This is a genomic window from Neobacillus sp. NPDC097160, from assembly GCF_044762155.1.
GTDB lineage: Bacteria > Bacillota > Bacilli > Bacillales > Cytobacillaceae > Neobacillus.
In genome coordinates, this window is record NZ_JBIWDU010000027.1 from 38,949 (window position 1) to 54,716 (window position 15,768).

The 15,768-nt window shown below is 38.7% G+C and carries 19 protein-coding genes; 1 reads left to right on the forward strand and 18 read right to left on the reverse strand.

The window, feature by feature from the left end:
• Nucleotides 1–31: 31 nt before the first annotated feature.
• From ACIQXV_RS27035 to rpsU, 18 genes are all read right to left on the reverse strand, one after another.
• Nucleotides 32–841, reverse strand: a complete 810-nt coding sequence (locus ACIQXV_RS27035) for a pyruvate, water dikinase regulatory protein (protein ID WP_402964649.1) — start codon at nucleotides 839–841, stop codon at nucleotides 32–34.
• 33 nt (nucleotides 842–874) lie between these two features.
• Nucleotides 875–1,507, reverse strand: a complete 633-nt coding sequence (gene ccpN, locus ACIQXV_RS27040; RefSeq protein WP_402964652.1) for a transcriptional regulator CcpN — start codon at nucleotides 1,505–1,507, stop codon at nucleotides 875–877.
• A 110-nt stretch (nucleotides 1,508–1,617) separates the two neighbouring features.
• Nucleotides 1,618–3,000, reverse strand: a complete 1,383-nt coding sequence (locus tag ACIQXV_RS27045) for a glycine--tRNA ligase (RefSeq protein ID WP_402964655.1) — start codon at nucleotides 2,998–3,000, stop codon at nucleotides 1,618–1,620.
• Nucleotides 3,001–3,294: 294 nt separating this feature from the next.
• The gene (recO, locus tag ACIQXV_RS27050; RefSeq protein ID WP_402964658.1) at nucleotides 3,295–4,047 is read right to left on the reverse strand and encodes a DNA repair protein RecO; all 753 of its coding nucleotides are present in this window, start codon (nucleotides 4,045–4,047) and stop codon (nucleotides 3,295–3,297) included.
• 36 nt (nucleotides 4,048–4,083) lie between these two features.
• Entirely contained in the window at nucleotides 4,084–4,227 is a 144-nt protein-coding gene (locus ACIQXV_RS27055; protein ID WP_024030127.1) for a YqzL family protein, read from the reverse strand.
• A 160-nt stretch (nucleotides 4,228–4,387) separates the two neighbouring features.
• Nucleotides 4,388–5,308, reverse strand: a complete 921-nt coding sequence (gene era / locus ACIQXV_RS27060) for a GTPase Era (protein ID WP_402964661.1) — start codon at nucleotides 5,306–5,308, stop codon at nucleotides 4,388–4,390.
• The gene (locus tag ACIQXV_RS27065; protein WP_402964664.1) at nucleotides 5,298–5,699 is read right to left on the reverse strand and encodes a cytidine deaminase; all 402 of its coding nucleotides are present in this window, start codon (nucleotides 5,697–5,699) and stop codon (nucleotides 5,298–5,300) included. Before ACIQXV_RS27065 ends, era begins: the two co-directional genes overlap by 11 nt.
• Nucleotides 5,700–5,911: 212 nt before the next feature.
• Nucleotides 5,912–6,286 carry a diacylglycerol kinase family protein gene (locus tag ACIQXV_RS27070; protein ID WP_402964667.1) on the reverse strand — a complete coding sequence of 125 codons (375 nt, stop codon included), beginning with the start codon at nucleotides 6,284–6,286 and terminating at the stop codon, nucleotides 5,912–5,914.
• A complete protein-coding gene (ybeY, locus tag ACIQXV_RS27075; RefSeq protein WP_402964670.1) occupies nucleotides 6,270–6,740 on the reverse strand; it encodes an rRNA maturation RNase YbeY in 471 nt (156 codons plus the stop codon). The genes ACIQXV_RS27070 and ybeY overlap by 17 nt, the downstream gene beginning before the upstream one ends.
• Nucleotides 6,737–8,914 (reverse strand): HD family phosphohydrolase, encoded by a 2,178-nt coding sequence (locus tag ACIQXV_RS27080; protein WP_402964673.1) that lies wholly within the window; start codon nucleotides 8,912–8,914, stop codon nucleotides 6,737–6,739. The genes ybeY and ACIQXV_RS27080 overlap by 4 nt, the downstream gene beginning before the upstream one ends.
• Nucleotides 8,915–9,089: 175 nt before the next feature.
• Nucleotides 9,090–10,058 (reverse strand): PhoH family protein, encoded by a 969-nt coding sequence (locus ACIQXV_RS27085; RefSeq protein WP_402964676.1) that lies wholly within the window; start codon nucleotides 10,056–10,058, stop codon nucleotides 9,090–9,092.
• Nucleotides 10,055–11,251, reverse strand: coding sequence for a sporulation protein YqfD (gene yqfD / locus ACIQXV_RS27090; RefSeq protein WP_402964679.1), 1,197 nt, complete (start codon nucleotides 11,249–11,251; stop codon nucleotides 10,055–10,057). Before yqfD ends, ACIQXV_RS27085 begins: the two co-directional genes overlap by 4 nt.
• On the reverse strand, nucleotides 11,248–11,550 hold the full coding sequence (yqfC, locus tag ACIQXV_RS27095; RefSeq protein WP_402964682.1) for a sporulation protein YqfC: 303 nt from the start codon (nucleotides 11,548–11,550) through the stop codon (nucleotides 11,248–11,250). The genes yqfD and yqfC overlap by 4 nt, the downstream gene beginning before the upstream one ends.
• A 74-nt stretch (nucleotides 11,551–11,624) precedes the next feature.
• Nucleotides 11,625–12,080, reverse strand: coding sequence for a hypothetical protein (locus ACIQXV_RS27100; protein WP_402964684.1), 456 nt, complete (start codon nucleotides 12,078–12,080; stop codon nucleotides 11,625–11,627).
• Nucleotides 12,081–12,113: 33 nt separating this feature from the next.
• Nucleotides 12,114–13,109: a flotillin-like protein FloA gene (gene floA, locus ACIQXV_RS27105; RefSeq protein WP_402964687.1), complete on the reverse strand. Its 996-nt coding sequence runs from the start codon at nucleotides 13,107–13,109 to the stop codon at nucleotides 12,114–12,116.
• Nucleotides 13,110–13,130: 21 nt separating this feature from the next.
• Entirely contained in the window at nucleotides 13,131–13,766 is a 636-nt protein-coding gene (locus ACIQXV_RS27110) for an NfeD family protein (RefSeq protein WP_402964690.1), read from the reverse strand.
• A gap of 131 nt (nucleotides 13,767–13,897) precedes the next feature.
• Nucleotides 13,898–14,344 (reverse strand): GatB/YqeY domain-containing protein, encoded by a 447-nt coding sequence (locus ACIQXV_RS27115; RefSeq protein ID WP_402964693.1) that lies wholly within the window; start codon nucleotides 14,342–14,344, stop codon nucleotides 13,898–13,900.
• 15 nt (nucleotides 14,345–14,359) lie between these two features.
• On the reverse strand, nucleotides 14,360–14,533 hold the full coding sequence (gene rpsU, locus ACIQXV_RS27120) for a 30S ribosomal protein S21 (protein ID WP_007087607.1): 174 nt from the start codon (nucleotides 14,531–14,533) through the stop codon (nucleotides 14,360–14,362).
• Between the two features lie 183 nt (nucleotides 14,534–14,716).
• Between rpsU and ACIQXV_RS27125 the strand changes: the two genes are divergently transcribed.
• The gene (locus ACIQXV_RS27125; RefSeq protein WP_402964696.1) at nucleotides 14,717–15,658 is read left to right on the forward strand and encodes a Na/Pi symporter; all 942 of its coding nucleotides are present in this window, start codon (nucleotides 14,717–14,719) and stop codon (nucleotides 15,656–15,658) included.
• Nucleotides 15,659–15,768: the final 110 nt, after the last annotated feature.

The window sequence follows — 15,768 nt, forward strand, 5'->3', positions numbered from 1 at the left end:
TTGAAAAAACACATAATCAAATGATTATGCGCTATAGTCTGCCCTTTTGAATATAATTTAAGATGACATTCGCCGTCTCTTCGACTGCTTTATTGGTAACATCGATTACTGGACAATTTATTTTCTTTACGATCTTTTCAAAGAAAGTTAATTCTTCTTTAATTCTTTCGATATTCGCATAACTGGCTTGATCATTCAATCCAAGAGAAATTAATCGTTCCCGTCTAATATTGTTTAACTTTTCCGGGCTAATTTTCAACCCAAAGCATTTTTCGATTGGAACCTTATATAGTTCTTCCGGCGGGTCCACTTCTGGAACAAGAGGGACATTTGCCACTTTTAACCGTTTATGGGCCAAGTACTGTGATAACGGCGTTTTAGATGTTCTTGATACCCCGATTAAGACAATATCTGCCTTTAAAAGCCCTCTTGGATCGCGGCCATCATCATATTTCACCGCAAATTCAATGGCTTCTACCTTTTTAAAATAATCCTCATCAAGCTTTCTCACGAGGCCCGGTTCACATAAAGGTGTTTTTCCGGTAAAAATCTGAATTTGGTCCATGAGCGGCCCAAGCAAATCTACTGCAATGATCCCTTCCTCATCTGCTTTTTCCTTCAAATATGTACGCATTTCAGGTTTAACTAGTGTAAAGGCCATCATGCCTTTATCATGCGAAACAAGTGATAACACTTCATCAATATGTTCCTTATCCTCAACATAGGGAAATCTCTTTAAGGTCATTCCAGAACCATTAAATTGGCTAATCGCCGCTTTCGTCACTAATTCAGCTGTCTCCCCGACTGAATCAGATACAACATAAATGATAGGCAAACTCATTCTCCCTCAACAGCTCCTTTTTCAAATATATTTTTACTCGTCACCTAACGAAACAAAGGCTTTAGTGATATTCGTTTTCGTTATTCTGCCAATTACCTCGTAACCTTTTTCTGATTTTTTAACAACAGGCAAGGCATCTATTTGTTTTTCAATTAATTTCTTGGCAATATCGATTAATAAATCTTCCCGTTCACACATGGTTATGTTTGGCATCCTAGTCATAATAATATTGACAGGAATACTTGAAAGCTCCTGCTTTCCAATACTGGCTCTCAGCAAATCTTTTCGTGAAAGGACCCCAACGAGGCTTGAGTATTGGTCAACTACAAATAATGTTCCTACATCCTCAAGAAACATCGTGCAAATAGCATCGTAAACGGAAACATTTTCATTTACGACAACTGGAATGGATTGATAATCCTTTACATAGATTTTCTGCAGATTTTCCGTCAGTAACTGTGCTCCCGATTTCCCCGTATAAAAATAGCCGACACGTGGTCTTGCATCTAAAAAACCAGCCATCGTTAAAATAGCAAGGTCCGGCCTTAACGTCGCCCTGGTCAAGCTTAATTTGTCAGCTATCTGCTCTCCTGTAATGGGACCATTTTCTTTTACTATTTGCAAAATATGCTCCTGGCGTTTAGTCAGTTCGATTGTCCTCACCACCTTAAAATATCCATCAACAAAAATTAATTAATCTTAGGAATATTATATACCACATAGTATTTCAATTCCATCTATAGAAAAAGGTACGGGAATCCGCACCTTTTAGATGTTTAATATACCATTTTTTCTTGTAAAAAGCTGACAAGGTCTGCAATTGGAACACGTTTTTGTTCCATTGTGTCCCGGTCGCGAACAGTAACCATGTTGTCTTCTTTTGAATCAAAGTCATACGTGATACAGAACGGCGTTCCAATTTCATCATGGCGGCGGTACCGTTTACCGATTGAACCAGCTTCATCATAATCCACTGTGAAGTATTTTGATAATGAAGCAAAAACCTCTCTTGCCTCATCAGACAGCTTTTTCGATAACGGAAGGATGGCCGCTTTAAATGGTGCCAGCGCAGGGTGGAAATGCATCACCGTTCTTGACGTACCATCTTCTAGCTGCTCTTCATCATAGGCATCGATCAAAAATGCAAGCGTTACCCGATCAGCACCAAGCGATGGCTCAATACAGTATGGCACATACTTTTCATTCGTTTCCGGATCAAGGTAATGGAAATCCTCACTTGAAAACTCCATATGTTGTTTCAAATCATAATCCGTTCTGGAAGCAACACCCCATAGTTCGCCCCAGCCAAACGGGAACTTAAATTCAAAATCAGTTGTTGCATTACTATAGTGTGATAGTTCATCTTCAGAATGATCGCGAAGCCTTAAATTTTCCTTCGTAAGACCTAATGATAGTAACCAGTTTTCCGCAAAATTCTTCCAATAATCGAACCATTTAAGTTCCTCACCAGGTTTACAGAAAAATTCAAGTTCCATTTGTTCAAACTCTCTTGTTCGAAACGTAAAATTCCCCGGGGTAATTTCATTACGGAAGCTTTTTCCAATTTGTGCGATCCCAAACGGCAATTTCTTTCTCATTGTGCGCTGTACATTTTTAAAGTTAACAAAAATCCCCTGTGCTGTTTCCGGACGAAGAAAGATTTCATTCGTGCTTGATTCTGTTACCCCTTGGAAGGTTTTAAACATTAAATTGAATTGACGAATCCCGGTAAAATCATGACTTCCGCAATCAGGACAGGCAATGTTATGTTCTTTGATCAACTCTTCCATTTTTTCAAATGGCAGGCCGTCTACCACCATTTCCATTCCTTTTTCATCAAGTGCATTTTCAATTAATTTATCAGCACGATGGCGTGCTTTACAATTTTTACAGTCAATCATTGGATCATTAAAGTTCCCGATATGTCCCGATGCTTCCCATGTACGCGGGTTCATCAGGATACTTGCATCCAAGCCGACATTGTAAGGCGACTCTTGAACGAATTTTCGCCACCAAGCCTGTTTTATATTATTTTTAAATTCAACGCCTAACGGGCCGTAATCCCAAGTGTTTGCAAGACCTCCGTAAATCTCTGAGCCCGGAAAAATAAATCCTCTGTGCTTGGCATGTGAAACAATTTGATCCATTGTTACTTTCATTACTACTCGCTCCTCTTCTTTAGAAAAATAAAAAACTCCCGTCCCTATGCTATAAAAGCATAGGGACGAGAGTTACCCGCGGTTCCACCCTATTTGCTGCAAAATAGCAGCCTCCTTGAAGCGTGTTTCATCAACACGCGATTGCTCAGGAACGCCTTCGTTAGGACCCTATACCCTAGCTCACACCATCCTAGGTTCGCTTTTATAGAGATGACCAAGTACTACTTTCCGTCACAGCAATTATTGTATTAAACAGAATTTTAACCAAAACTCCCGCCATTGTCAACATCGCTTTTATAAGAGATTGCGAAACTGATCCATGGAATTAAGAAATTTCTTTGATTTAAGATGAAGACCTGAATACTCTTCATAGTAAGCCGTAATTATTTTTTTTAGCTCTTCTTTCGTTTCGGTTTTAACTGTTATATTTCCTAACCTAGAAAGATCAAAATAATAAAATAACCGTAATAATTTAACCGTAGCTGGTGATAATTTAAAATGGTACGGATCTTTTGGAAGACATCGATGGCAGATAAATCCGCCTTCACGAATGGAAAATGAAAAATGTCCGTCTGTAAGGCCGCAAACGGAACATTGATTTAAGATTGGATATAATCCCATTACATTCAACATTTTCATCTCATAAATATTCATCAGAATATCTGGATCAAAGCCTTCATTCATGTAATTCAATGTTTGATAAAGCAATTCATAATGATATGGATTTGGTTTTTTTTCCTCCGTACATTTATCGGTTAGTTCAACAATATAACTAGCATAAGCAGTTAAAAAAATGTCTTCACCAATCGAACGCAATGAAGTAGCAATTTCACCCTGCTGCAGGCTTCCTAAACCAGTCCCTCTTTGTACAAGATAATATCCGTGGGTAAAAAGCTGGGTAATGGAGGAAAGACGGCTGTTCGGCTTTTTGGCTCCCCGTGCCATAACGCCAACCTTTCCCCATTCCCTTGTGTATAAGGTTACAATTTTATTGGTTTCACCATAATCTGTTGTTCTAATGACGATGCCTTCACACTTCTGAAGCATTAAAAGTCACCTTCTTAAGTCGTGCGAAAGACTTGCTTATGAAACGGGAAAATCAATTTGTGCTAGCTCTTCATTCAGATTTCCGGGTATTTCTTGGTTTTCCTTCTCAAGCTCTTTGAAGAGAAGATATGTGTCAATATTACCTGTCTGGAGGAATACTTTCCACGTAAAATCCATCATCGAAAACCCCACCTTTCATTATTTAGACTAGCCTTTAAGTTAATCCCAAACCTTACAATTATCATAGCCTGCCTTTGCCAAAATCATAAGACGAAATATTTGTTAATGTTGTCCATGCATATTCTTGTAGCCAAGATAATATTTTAATTAGGGTTATTAATTAGTATTCATCTTCATTAAAGCCATAATCACGAAGCTGGGACATCTTATTACGCCAATCCTTCTGGACTTTAACCCAAAGCTCTAAAAATACCTTTGACCCGAGGAGATTTTCAATATCAACACGGGCTCTTTTTCCGATTTCTTTCAACATACTACCTTGTTTGCCAATAATAATACCCTTTTGTGAATCTCTCTCAACAATCACAGTAGCCATGACATGAATAATATCTTTACCCTCTCGCCGTTCCATTTTGTCCAGCACAACAGCCAAAGAATGTGGAATTTCTTCTCTTGTTAAGTGCAGGGCTTTTTCCCTTATCAGCTCTGTAATGATAAAGCGTTCTGGATGATCGGTTACCTGATCAGCAGGATAATATTGCGGACCCTCAGGTAAAAAGGATTTTATTTGTTCTAATAGTCGTTCGACATTATTTCCTTCAAGTGCAGAAATTGGCACAATTTCTTTAAAGGCGTATTTTTCTTTATACGAATCAATAATAGGGAGCAATTCATCTGGATGGATTTGATCAATTTTATTAATAACAAGAAAAATTGGGGTGTTTACGGTCTGGAATTTTTCAAGAATAAATTCTTCCCCACGTCCAAATCCTTCTTCGGCATTTACCATAAATAAAATCAAATCAACTTCTTTTAGTGTGTTTTGTGCAACCTTCATCATAAAGTCGCCTAATTTATGTTTTGGTTTATGGATACCTGGTGTATCAATAAAAATCATTTGAGCATCAGGAAGTGATAACACACCTTGAATTTTATTTCGAGTTGTTTGTGGTTTATCACTCATAATAGCAATTTTCTGACCAATCACTCGATTTAGAAAAGTGGATTTTCCTACATTTGGTCTGCCGATAATAGAAATAAACCCTGATTTGAATCCGTTTTCATTCCCATTATTCAGCATGTAAATCCTCCGGCGAAAAGGCACCAGGCAATAGTTCTTCAACAGTGATTTCTAGAATATCCCCTTTAAGATTTGTTAATACCACTTTCATATCTCGAGGGCATAGTTCAGAAATTACTTGTCGGCATGCACCACAAGGGGAACATGGGCGCTCTGTATCAGCAACAACGGCGAGCATTTGAAAATCCCGATCACCATGTGAATAAGCACTAAATAGGGCGGACCGTTCTCCACAGTTACACATACTGTACGCGGCATTTTCAATATTACAGCCATGGTATACCTTTCCATCTGTTGTTAACAATGCTGCTCCTACTCCAAACTTGGAATATGGAACATAGGCTTTATCTCTTGCCATTTTTGCTTCTTCAATTAATTGTTCAATGTTCACAAATCTTCTTCCCTTCCAGCAAGAATCTGCTGTTTCTTTATTTTACCTCAAAAACAAGAGAAAATCATTACTTGCAACAAAAAAGTAATATAAAATTTTAAAAAATTGGAATTTTCTCATAAATCAACTTGTCTTCAAATTAAGCTGATTAAGTCATTTTACCGAATTAGCAAATCTATTTCAAATCAATAAGGAAAATTTTATATTCTTGACTAAAAAAGCTTTAGGACGTAAGGCGAAAAGATGACAATTCCAATTACAACCGAAAGAATAGCATAAACTAAGACAGCTCCAGCTGCCAAATCCTTTGCTTGTTTTGCAAGGGGGTGAAACTCGGTGGTAATGAGATCCACCACCCGTTCGATCGCTGTGTTCATCAATTCTAAGGCAAACATCCCCCCAATTGCGAAAAGGACGAAAACCCACTCTACTTTTGTAATTGAAAAGGAAAAGGAACCAATTACCACAATTATCGAGACTATGAAATGGAACCGCATATTTCTTTCCATTTTGAGTGCTGTCAAAATTCCCGTGAAGGCAAACACAAAGGTTTTCATGAATGGGAAAGGCTTATCTTGTGAGTCCATAACCGTTTAAAATTTCCTTTTGCAATGTAAACATTTCCTTTTCATCTTCCTCTGTCATGTGGTCATAGCCTAACAAATGGAGGAATCCATGAACTGCAAGAAACCCAAGCTCTCTTTCAAAAGAATGGCCATATTCTGCTGCTTGTTCCTTTGTTCTTGGTATCGAAACAATAATATCCCCCAAAACGCGAGGCATTTCTACCCCTGTTAATTCCATTTCCCCTTCACCAAGCTCCTCCATTGCAAAAGAGATCACATCTGTTGGCATGTCCTTATCACGATATTCTCGGTTAATCTCTTGAATTCTCTCATTCGAAACAAATGTTATCGAGACTTCGCTTTGTTCTTCAATCTTCTGTTGCTTTGCAGCAAAATTGATGATCCTTTCAATTTCAAGCATTTGCTGTTCTGTTAGTTCATTGGTTTCATCGATACAATCTATCAGTAATGTCATGCTTGCTTCACCTTCTTTGTTTTAGTCAGTTCCGGGTACTCAATTCGTGAGTGAAAAATCCCCTTTAATGTTTCACATAGCGTGTGAGATACGGTTTCAATTTCTTTAATTGTAATATCACACTCATTTAATTGACCATCCTGCAGCCGGTCAGCCACGATTTTCTTAACGAGCGATTCAATTAATTCCGGTGTGGGCTGTGATAAGGAGCGAACAGCCGCCTCGACACTATCTGCGATGCCTACAACTGCAGACTCCTTTGTCTGTGCCATTGGACCTGGATAGCGAAATTCCTCTTCCCGGACGTCAGCATCACTTTGAATTGCTTTATGGTAAAAGAATTTTAGCAATGTTGTCCCATGATGCTGCTCGGCAATATCAATAATTTCTTTCGGCATATGATATTTTTTCAAAATGGCAGACCCATCCGTGACATGGGAAATAATGATATTCGCACTTTTATCGGGCGGCAAGCGATCATGTGGATTATCATGATGCATTTGGTTTTCGATAAAAAAGTTCGGTCGTTTTGTTTTCCCGATATCATGATAATAACTCCCTACCCTTGCCAAAAGCCCATTAGCCCCAATGGACTCACATGCAGATTCCGCTAAATTCGCAACCATAACGCTATGATGGTACGTTCCCGGAGCCTCCATCAAAATTTTCCGAAGGAGCGGATGGTTCGGATTAGAAAGTTCAATCAGTTTCATCGTTGAAAGGATCCCAAAACTTGCCTCAAAAAGTGGAAGTAATCCAATGGTTAATACAGCAGACCCGATACCTGAAACAAGGGCGGTAATGAGATAGTACCCATATTCTACCCCCGAAAACTGGCCATTTGGCAAAAATATTAGCGCACATATTGTCAAAACATTGACAATCGCCGCAAATGTGCCAGCTTGTAATATTTTTGTACGATGATTTTGGGTGTTCAAAAACAGAATTGCCGCTAAAGCACTGAACAGGATATAAATCCCCTCTGAAAAATTTAGTGTCCCTGTTACCTCTTCATTAAATAAGATACTTCCGCAAACTGCCATAATAATCGACATAAGGATCGCTAGTTTTTCATCAATTAAAATCTTAAGCAGGATGCCGCCCATCGCTGCCGGAAAAATATAACCAATGCCAGCAAAATTAAAAATTTGCAGCATACTAATAATTTTCATTATAAAAATGGAGAGGATGAAAATAATCCCATACAATAACAAGAACGTTTGCCGTTTTTCGGGTAGAGATTTCAATTGATAAAAATAATAATAGATCGCTGAAAGAATAATAGTAATCAACATTACCAAACCAATAAATGGCTTAAATGATTTTTCATTACTTAACAGACCGGCTAATTTTAATTGCCGAAAAATATCTTGATTAATTAACTTACCTTCCTCGACAATAATTTGCCCTTGAAGAATTTTTACCGGTTCTACACTTTCAGCAGCCTGTTGCCTGAGCTCTTCTGTTGCACCCGGATCATAAAATTCATTTTGAATGACAGCATATCTGCCTAAGTCGATTGCAGCCAATCTTAAATTATCATTTAAGGTGGTATATTTTAATTCTTCCTCGACTCTTTTTTTAGCATTTTCCACTTCATCGGTTGAAATTCTTTTTGACATAACATTGTTGATCGCCGTTACGGTCAAGTCCTTTGCTATTGATAATTCATCATTCCCCGATTGGACTAAGGAAGAAAAAACTTGATCTGAAAGATCCTTCGAAACACCCGCGGTCAATTTTGCTTTTAATCGCGTAACTTTATCGGAAACATTTGGTTCCACTTTTTCCGATTTTTCCTCGGTAGCTGCTTCTTCCTGCTTCTTCATTTCTTTTTTTATTTCGTCATTTACCTCTACCGCTGCTTGAAATATGGAAGTGATTAAATCAACCCGATTTTGAGTGTATTCATTTTTTAATGCATAGACAGGCTGCACCTGGTTAATAGCTTCTTTACGCTTATCTTCTGTACTTTTTTTATCCTCAATTGTCCCCGGGGAGCGAATTGTTTTTTCAGCAACTGAAAAAAGGCTTAAATCCAGTTTTTCCGGTTTTACATTACTGTACATGGCTCCAAAGAGGACGATTCCTAATACAAGAAAAAATAAGATCCGAAAAAAAGTAATATCAAGAAGCTTTCGGATCCGTATGAAGTTCTGCTGTAGTTTATCCAACTAAATCCCCCCACCCACGGCCCATTGTTCTAGCGAAAGAATATACATATTATTACTGAAAGTGTTCTTTATGTAAAATGATAACAGTTTTTTAAAGAAGTTTCACCCTATATCAAGAAGAAGGTCCGGTCGATATGGAAAAAGGGATAAACCTTACAAAGGTTTATCCCGCATTTTACTGCTGGTTAGCTTTATTCTCATAGGCTTCGATAATTCGGCCGACGAGCGGATGACGAACAACATCACTTTGTTCTAAAAAGATGAACGAAATTCCGTTTACATTTCGCAAAATTCCCTCTGCTGCAATGAGACCGGATTTGGCACCCTTTGGTAAATCAATTTGAGTTTGATCTCCCGTAATTACCATTTTCGAGCCGAAGCCAAGTCTGGTCAAAAACATTTTCATTTGAGCATGAGTAGTATTTTGCGCCTCATCTAGAATAACAAAAGCATCATCCAATGTGCGGCCTCTCATATAAGCAAGAGGAGCAATTTCTATCGTCCCACGTTCGATTAACCTTTGAGTATGTTCTGCTCCCAGAACATCATTCAGCGCATCGTACAAGGGTCTTAAATATGGATCCACCTTTTCTTTTAGATCACCAGGGAGAAATCCAAGACTTTCGCCTGCCTCGACAGCAGGCCTGGTTAAAATAATTTTATTTACCTGTCCATTTTTCAGGGCATTCACGGCCATGACAACCGCGAGATAGGTTTTACCTGTTCCAGCGGGGCCAATCCCAAAGACAAGGTCATTTTTCTTAATGGCCATCACATATTGCCTTTGTCCCAGCGTTTTAATCCGGATTGTTTTTCCTTTTACATTTTTCCCAATTTCTTCGTCGTATAAATTCACAAAATAATCAAGCGTTCCTTTTTGTGCCATTTGAATGGCATACAGTACGTCTCTTTGACTAATCGTAATCCCCTTCCGAATCACGAATATTAATCGGTCAAGTATTTGTCCAGCCATGATGACCTTGTCTTCATCGCCTGACAGACTGACAGATTCGCCTCTTGTAATGATGGAAACATCGAGCTCTTGCTCAATCATTATTAAGTTTTGATCAGAATTCCCCAGCAGATTAACGGCCTCTGCCGGATTTTCAAGCTGCACATTGATCGTTGTTAATTTTTCTGTCATTCAGGAGTCTCCTTGGAAATCGGTTGTCCGACTGCAATGTTTTCGATGATTTTAAAATGAATAGCTAATATAACCTTACCATTTTTATACTCTTTGTGTAAAATTTTTTCATCATTTATGATAGCATCTTCGTCTAACTTGCTTTTTATTTCTTTTTTCGCCAGCTCCAACGCATGTTGTTCTGCCTCTTGCTTCGAATAAGTTCGCTGAAATTCCTCATGTTCACGAATTGTTTTATTGATATAGGAAATCGGCAGCTCCCATTTCAGAAAATGAATTTTATGAACAGTCTTTTCTGTCTCATATTTCTTGTATTCAGGTTTCCCAAAACCCCAGATTGGTATTTCAATATTCCCTAATAAAAGAGCATGCTTTTGCTTTTCCTTACCGGTATAGACATTAAAGTTTGTCACCATTGGAAGTTTGACGTCACTTAAATACCAGGTTTCCCCCCATATCTCACCTTTAGCTGCAACTAATTCAGGAGACGCCCCTTCTTGCCCATATACTCCTGATACAAGTAATTGGCCTTCTTCCACGTGGTCATTAATTTCAACGACCGGTTGTCCCGTTTCTACAAATCTCTTCACAATAATCGCCTTCTTTTTTGCAACGAGATTTTGCGGCGATAATTGTTCTGGTTTTTTTGGCTCATTCTTTTCCACTACTTGCAGATGATAGGTTGTCCCCTTTAATTCCACACCAACCCATGTTAGGGCACCAATATTATCGGTTAATTTCCTTTGAATACCTTCCACATTATCGACAAAAAACTGTACCTTTCCAATTTTAACGCCCATCTTGTCCAATTCTTTGCGAATTTGATATTCGGTGGCCGGCTTTGCTCCTTTTATTTCAATACCCCAAATCACATTTGATAAGAAAAAAATGATGAATAAAAAGGCGGCTGCTCCCAACATAAAACCGCTATTTTTCAACATTCTTTTTAACAAAAACGGCACTCCACTTCGTCGTAAAAAAGAAATCTTACATTCACTTTTTCGTGAAAACTGTCTCATTTTCAAGGCATCCTGAACTCTTATTTTAAAGGTAATCGTCTCAGTCCCATGCCGTTTTACATTCCAAATATGAAGACCGTTCCTTGTTAACACATTTAAAAAGCGCTCAAGCCCCTTTCCAGTTACTTTTACGGTAACCCTGCCATATAGAAATTCAATCCATTGGTTCTTCATTTTGTTCCTCCCGGATTTTCAGTTATATAAATGACCTGATCAATTTTTCCTTCAAGTAAAATTTCTTCAGGTAAAATCGTTTTAATTACAAAAGACTTACCTTTAATTAATAATTGGCCTTGCTTTAAAAGCAAACGGAGTTCTTTATCGGTAAATGCTATAAGGCCGCGGTGATTTTCTATATATATGTGGATTTGTCCAATCATCGTAATGCGGGGCAAATCCATCATGACATCTTGAGGAAGATCCATTTTATTAGCCATCCAGTTGCGCACTCGTTGGCCCCATTTTTTTGCCATAAAAAAAGAACCCCCTTTCATCTCATGTTTATGAAATGAAAGATGGTTCTAGCACATCTTTTTCGTTTGATTTCTTAGCCTCTTTTTGCAATATAAGGTTTTTTAGAGCGTGGCTCACCAAGAATTTCCGACCAAATAATGCCATTAATCAATGTTTTTGGATCCGGGTCAGTAGAAATAATGGGATCACTTTCGTTCTGTCTAGTCTGGATTGTCTGTTCCTTCAACTTTTCACTTTGCAGTCGTGATGCAGCCATTCCCATGCGACTGGATTCAGACTCTAGTCTGACTTGTTGATATTCTTTTTCAAGATTCTTCGAACTATTTTGCGGCAACTCTGGTTTTAGTTCCGTTTTAATTGGGCGCGTTTTTTTGGGTTCATCATTGGTAAGCTCTTTAAATAGTGTTCGAATTTCCTCCATACCACTTGTTGAAAATGGCTTTTTTGGGGATTGTCCTTGACTTCGTTTTGCTTTACCAAATATCGTTGAGATGACACCGATAATAATCATAAATAAAATGGTTTCCAAAGCTCGCACCCTCCTTTTTTATTAAAGTGGGTTTTACTTGTCGTCTTTCTTCTCACCTGTCATCTTCCCGATAGAACCTCGCATATCTGTATCAGCTGAGATGTTTTTAAAGTTCATATAGTCCATCACACCGATATTTCCTGATTTAAGTGCTTCAGCCATTGCAAGTGGTACCTCTGCCTCTGCTTCCACTACTTTGGCCCTCATTTCTACTACTTTCGCCTTCATTTCTTGTTCGGAAGCGACTGCCATCGCCCGGCGCTCTTCTGCTTTTGCTTGAGCAATTTTCTTATCAGCCTCTGCCTGTTCTGTTTGCAATTCTGCACCGATGTTTTTACCGATATCCACATCAGCAATATCAATCGACAGGATTTCAAAGGCTGTCCCCGCATCAAGTCCTTTTGATAAAACGGTTTGCGAAATTAGGTCCGGATTTTCAAGGACCTTGCTATGGCTGTCCGATGAACCAATTGTCGATACAACACCCTCACCAACACGAGCGACAACGGTTTCTTCACCTGCACCACCGACAAGGCGCTCAATATTGGCACGTACTGTGATTCTAGCTTTTGCTTTTACTTCAATACCGTTCATCGCCACACCAGCGATAAATGGTGTTTCAATTACTTTTGGATTAACGCTCATTTGCACTGCCTCTAAAACATCCCGTCCTGCAAGGTCTATCGCGGCACAGCGTTCAAATGATAGTTCAATATTGGCACGGTGGGCTGCAATCAGTGCATTAACGACTCGATCCACATTCCCACCGGCAAGATAATGGCTTTCAAGCTGATTGGTCGTGACATTTAAACCAGCCTTATGTGCTTTAATCAGCGGATTAACCACCCTGCTTGGCGTTACCCTTCTAAGTCTCATTCCTACTAATGTAAAAATACTAATGCGTACTCCTGCAGCAAGTGCCGAAATCCAGAGCATGACTGGCACAAAGGATAATAAAATCCCCAAAAGGATTAAAGCAACAACAACTACGACAATGATAAAAATAGTTCCCCCGGATACTACATCCATTTAATATAACCCCCTAATGATTTATTTAACTTCTCTAACAACAATGCGGGCACCTTCTACCTTAATTACTTTCACTTTTGCATTTTGCTCAATAAATCCGCCTTCACTTACGACATCGATTCGTTCATTATGAATGATCATCGTTCCTGCCGGCCTTAAAACCGTTAAGGCGGTTCCTACTTTGCCCAAAAGATCTGTACGGTTTATATTTGAAACATAGCCATCCTCTTTTCTGGCTGTATCAGACAGAACCATTTTATTAAAAAGGACAAGCTTTCTGCCAAAGATTTTAATCATCATAAAGAAAACAAAAATAGAAATGAAAATGGCAATAAGGATGGAAACTCCTATTTGCAGCGTATCTTCCCCTGCTAGGAAAAGGCTTAAAATTAAGGCAGCAACACCCAGCGTTCCAGCAACCGCTCCTGGAAGAAAAAATTCCAGAAAGATAAGGAGTACCCCTCCCACAAACAAAAATAAAGTTCCATATCCGGCTAATCCGGCTTGAAAATGACCATAAAAGAATATAACTAGCGCCAATACACCAATGAATCCCGCGATTCCAAACTTAGTAGAAAAAAGCTCCAACACGATTCCAACTCCCGCTATCGCTAAGAGAACGGTTACAACTATCGGGTCAGTAAGAAATTCAATCATTCAAGACACCCCCTTAATCTCTTTCAACTGACTCTATGTATTACGTGTAAAAGGGAAAAAGGTTTCACTTTTATTTAAATTAACTTAAAAGACCGCTGGCACTCGATGCCTGCGGTCTTTATGTCAGAATACTATGAAAGGTGTTGTTGTACAAATTTATTTACGAGTGAGCCATCCGTTTTGCCTTTTACTTTAGGCATAATCGCTGCCATCACTTTTCCCATTTCCGCTTTTGATGTTGCACCGACTTCAGCAATCGTTTCTTTAACGATTTCTGACAGCTCTTCTTCAGAAAGCTGTTTCGGTAAATACAGCTCGACAATCGAGAGTTCAGTATGCAATTTATCCACTAAGTCTTGACGTCCAGCCTTATCAAATTCATGGAGGGAGTCTTTGCGTTGCTTTACTTCGCGAGAAAGGATTGTTAACTCCGTATCTTCGGAAAGCTCTTTAGTTCCGAGCTTAATTGCTTCATTTTGCAATGAAGCTTTGACCATCCGAATAACCGAGAGTTTGTCTTTTTCCTTGTTTTTCATCGCTTGTTTCATATCATTATTCAAACGCTCGAGAAGACTCATGTATTACACCCTCTCTTAAAACTTACGTTTTCTTGCTGCTTCAGACTTTTTCTTACGTTTTACACTTGGTTTTTCATAAAATTCGCGCTTTCTTGCCTCTTGCAAAGTACCAGTTTTTGATACTGTACGTTTGAAGCGACGAAGAGCATCTTCAAGCGATTCGTTTTTACGAACGACGGTTTTAGACATTCTCTTTCCCTCCCTCCGAAACACAACACACTAACATTCAATCCATGTACCTTGCAATTATAATATAACCTTGATACAAGGTCAACTGAAAATCGCAACGGAGTATTAAGCATCCTAAAAAAATTTCAGCAAGTGGCATGTCCCTCTCCACTTGGCCATAGAATGAAGCGAGGGGGCCAAGACATGCTGTACATATTATTATTTGTTCTTTGTATTTTAATATTTATTTTTGGAATGACCATTATTAGGTTTGGATTATTTAATTTGTCTGCAAATAAATTAAAAACATGGTTAATAAAATTAACTAGCACGCCACTAAAAGGGATGGTAACAGGCACGTTTATCACTGCCCTGCTGCAAAGCAGCTCAGCCGTTATGGTCATCACAATCGGATTAATTTCGGCTAGAATTATGACCTTTCCTCAGTCTATTGGTATTATCCTTGGTACAAATATCGGCACAACCTTTAAAACTGAACTAATAACGTTTGATTTGGATGCCATCCTTGTACCTCTTGCCATTAGTGGAGCACTTCTCATTATATTTAAAAATAAAAAAGCTCGAAGTATTGGCATGCTGCTGTTCGGGATTGCTTCCGTTTTTACAGCCATGAAGGGCTTTGAATTATTAGCACACCCATTAACAACCATGGGTTTTATTAATAAATTTATTTTATCTATTAATGACAATCTAATCTTAAGCCTTTTAGCTGGTACAGTTATTACAGCGGTTATTCAATCCAGTACTGCCATGACAGGGATTGCGATGGGATTTTTAACCGCTGGTCTGCTGCAGCTGGATGCAGGCATTGCGATTGTGCTTGGAGCTAATATCGGTACATGCATTACTGCTATTATCGCATCAATCGGCGGGGGTAAGGAATCTAAACTGGCTGCATTCGCTCATGTTTGGCTTAATGTGTTTGGAGTATTACTGTTTATTCCGCTGATTCCAATACTAACGGAAAACGCACCATTACTTGCCAGTAAAAAAGACGTACAGTTAGCACATATTAGTGTGATATTTAATGTGGCTACCTCATTGATCATCTTACCGTTTGCAACAAAGTTTGGTGAAATGATTTTATATTTACACGATCGACATCCTAAGCGGCCAGTTTCATAAGAAAAGACGGCGTGAATGATATTATCCCCTTTAGGTAGACAGTGTAAAAAAGTCCATTATTTCTTATGGATGATACACTACTACTTGGAGGGGATTTTTCTATGGCAAAA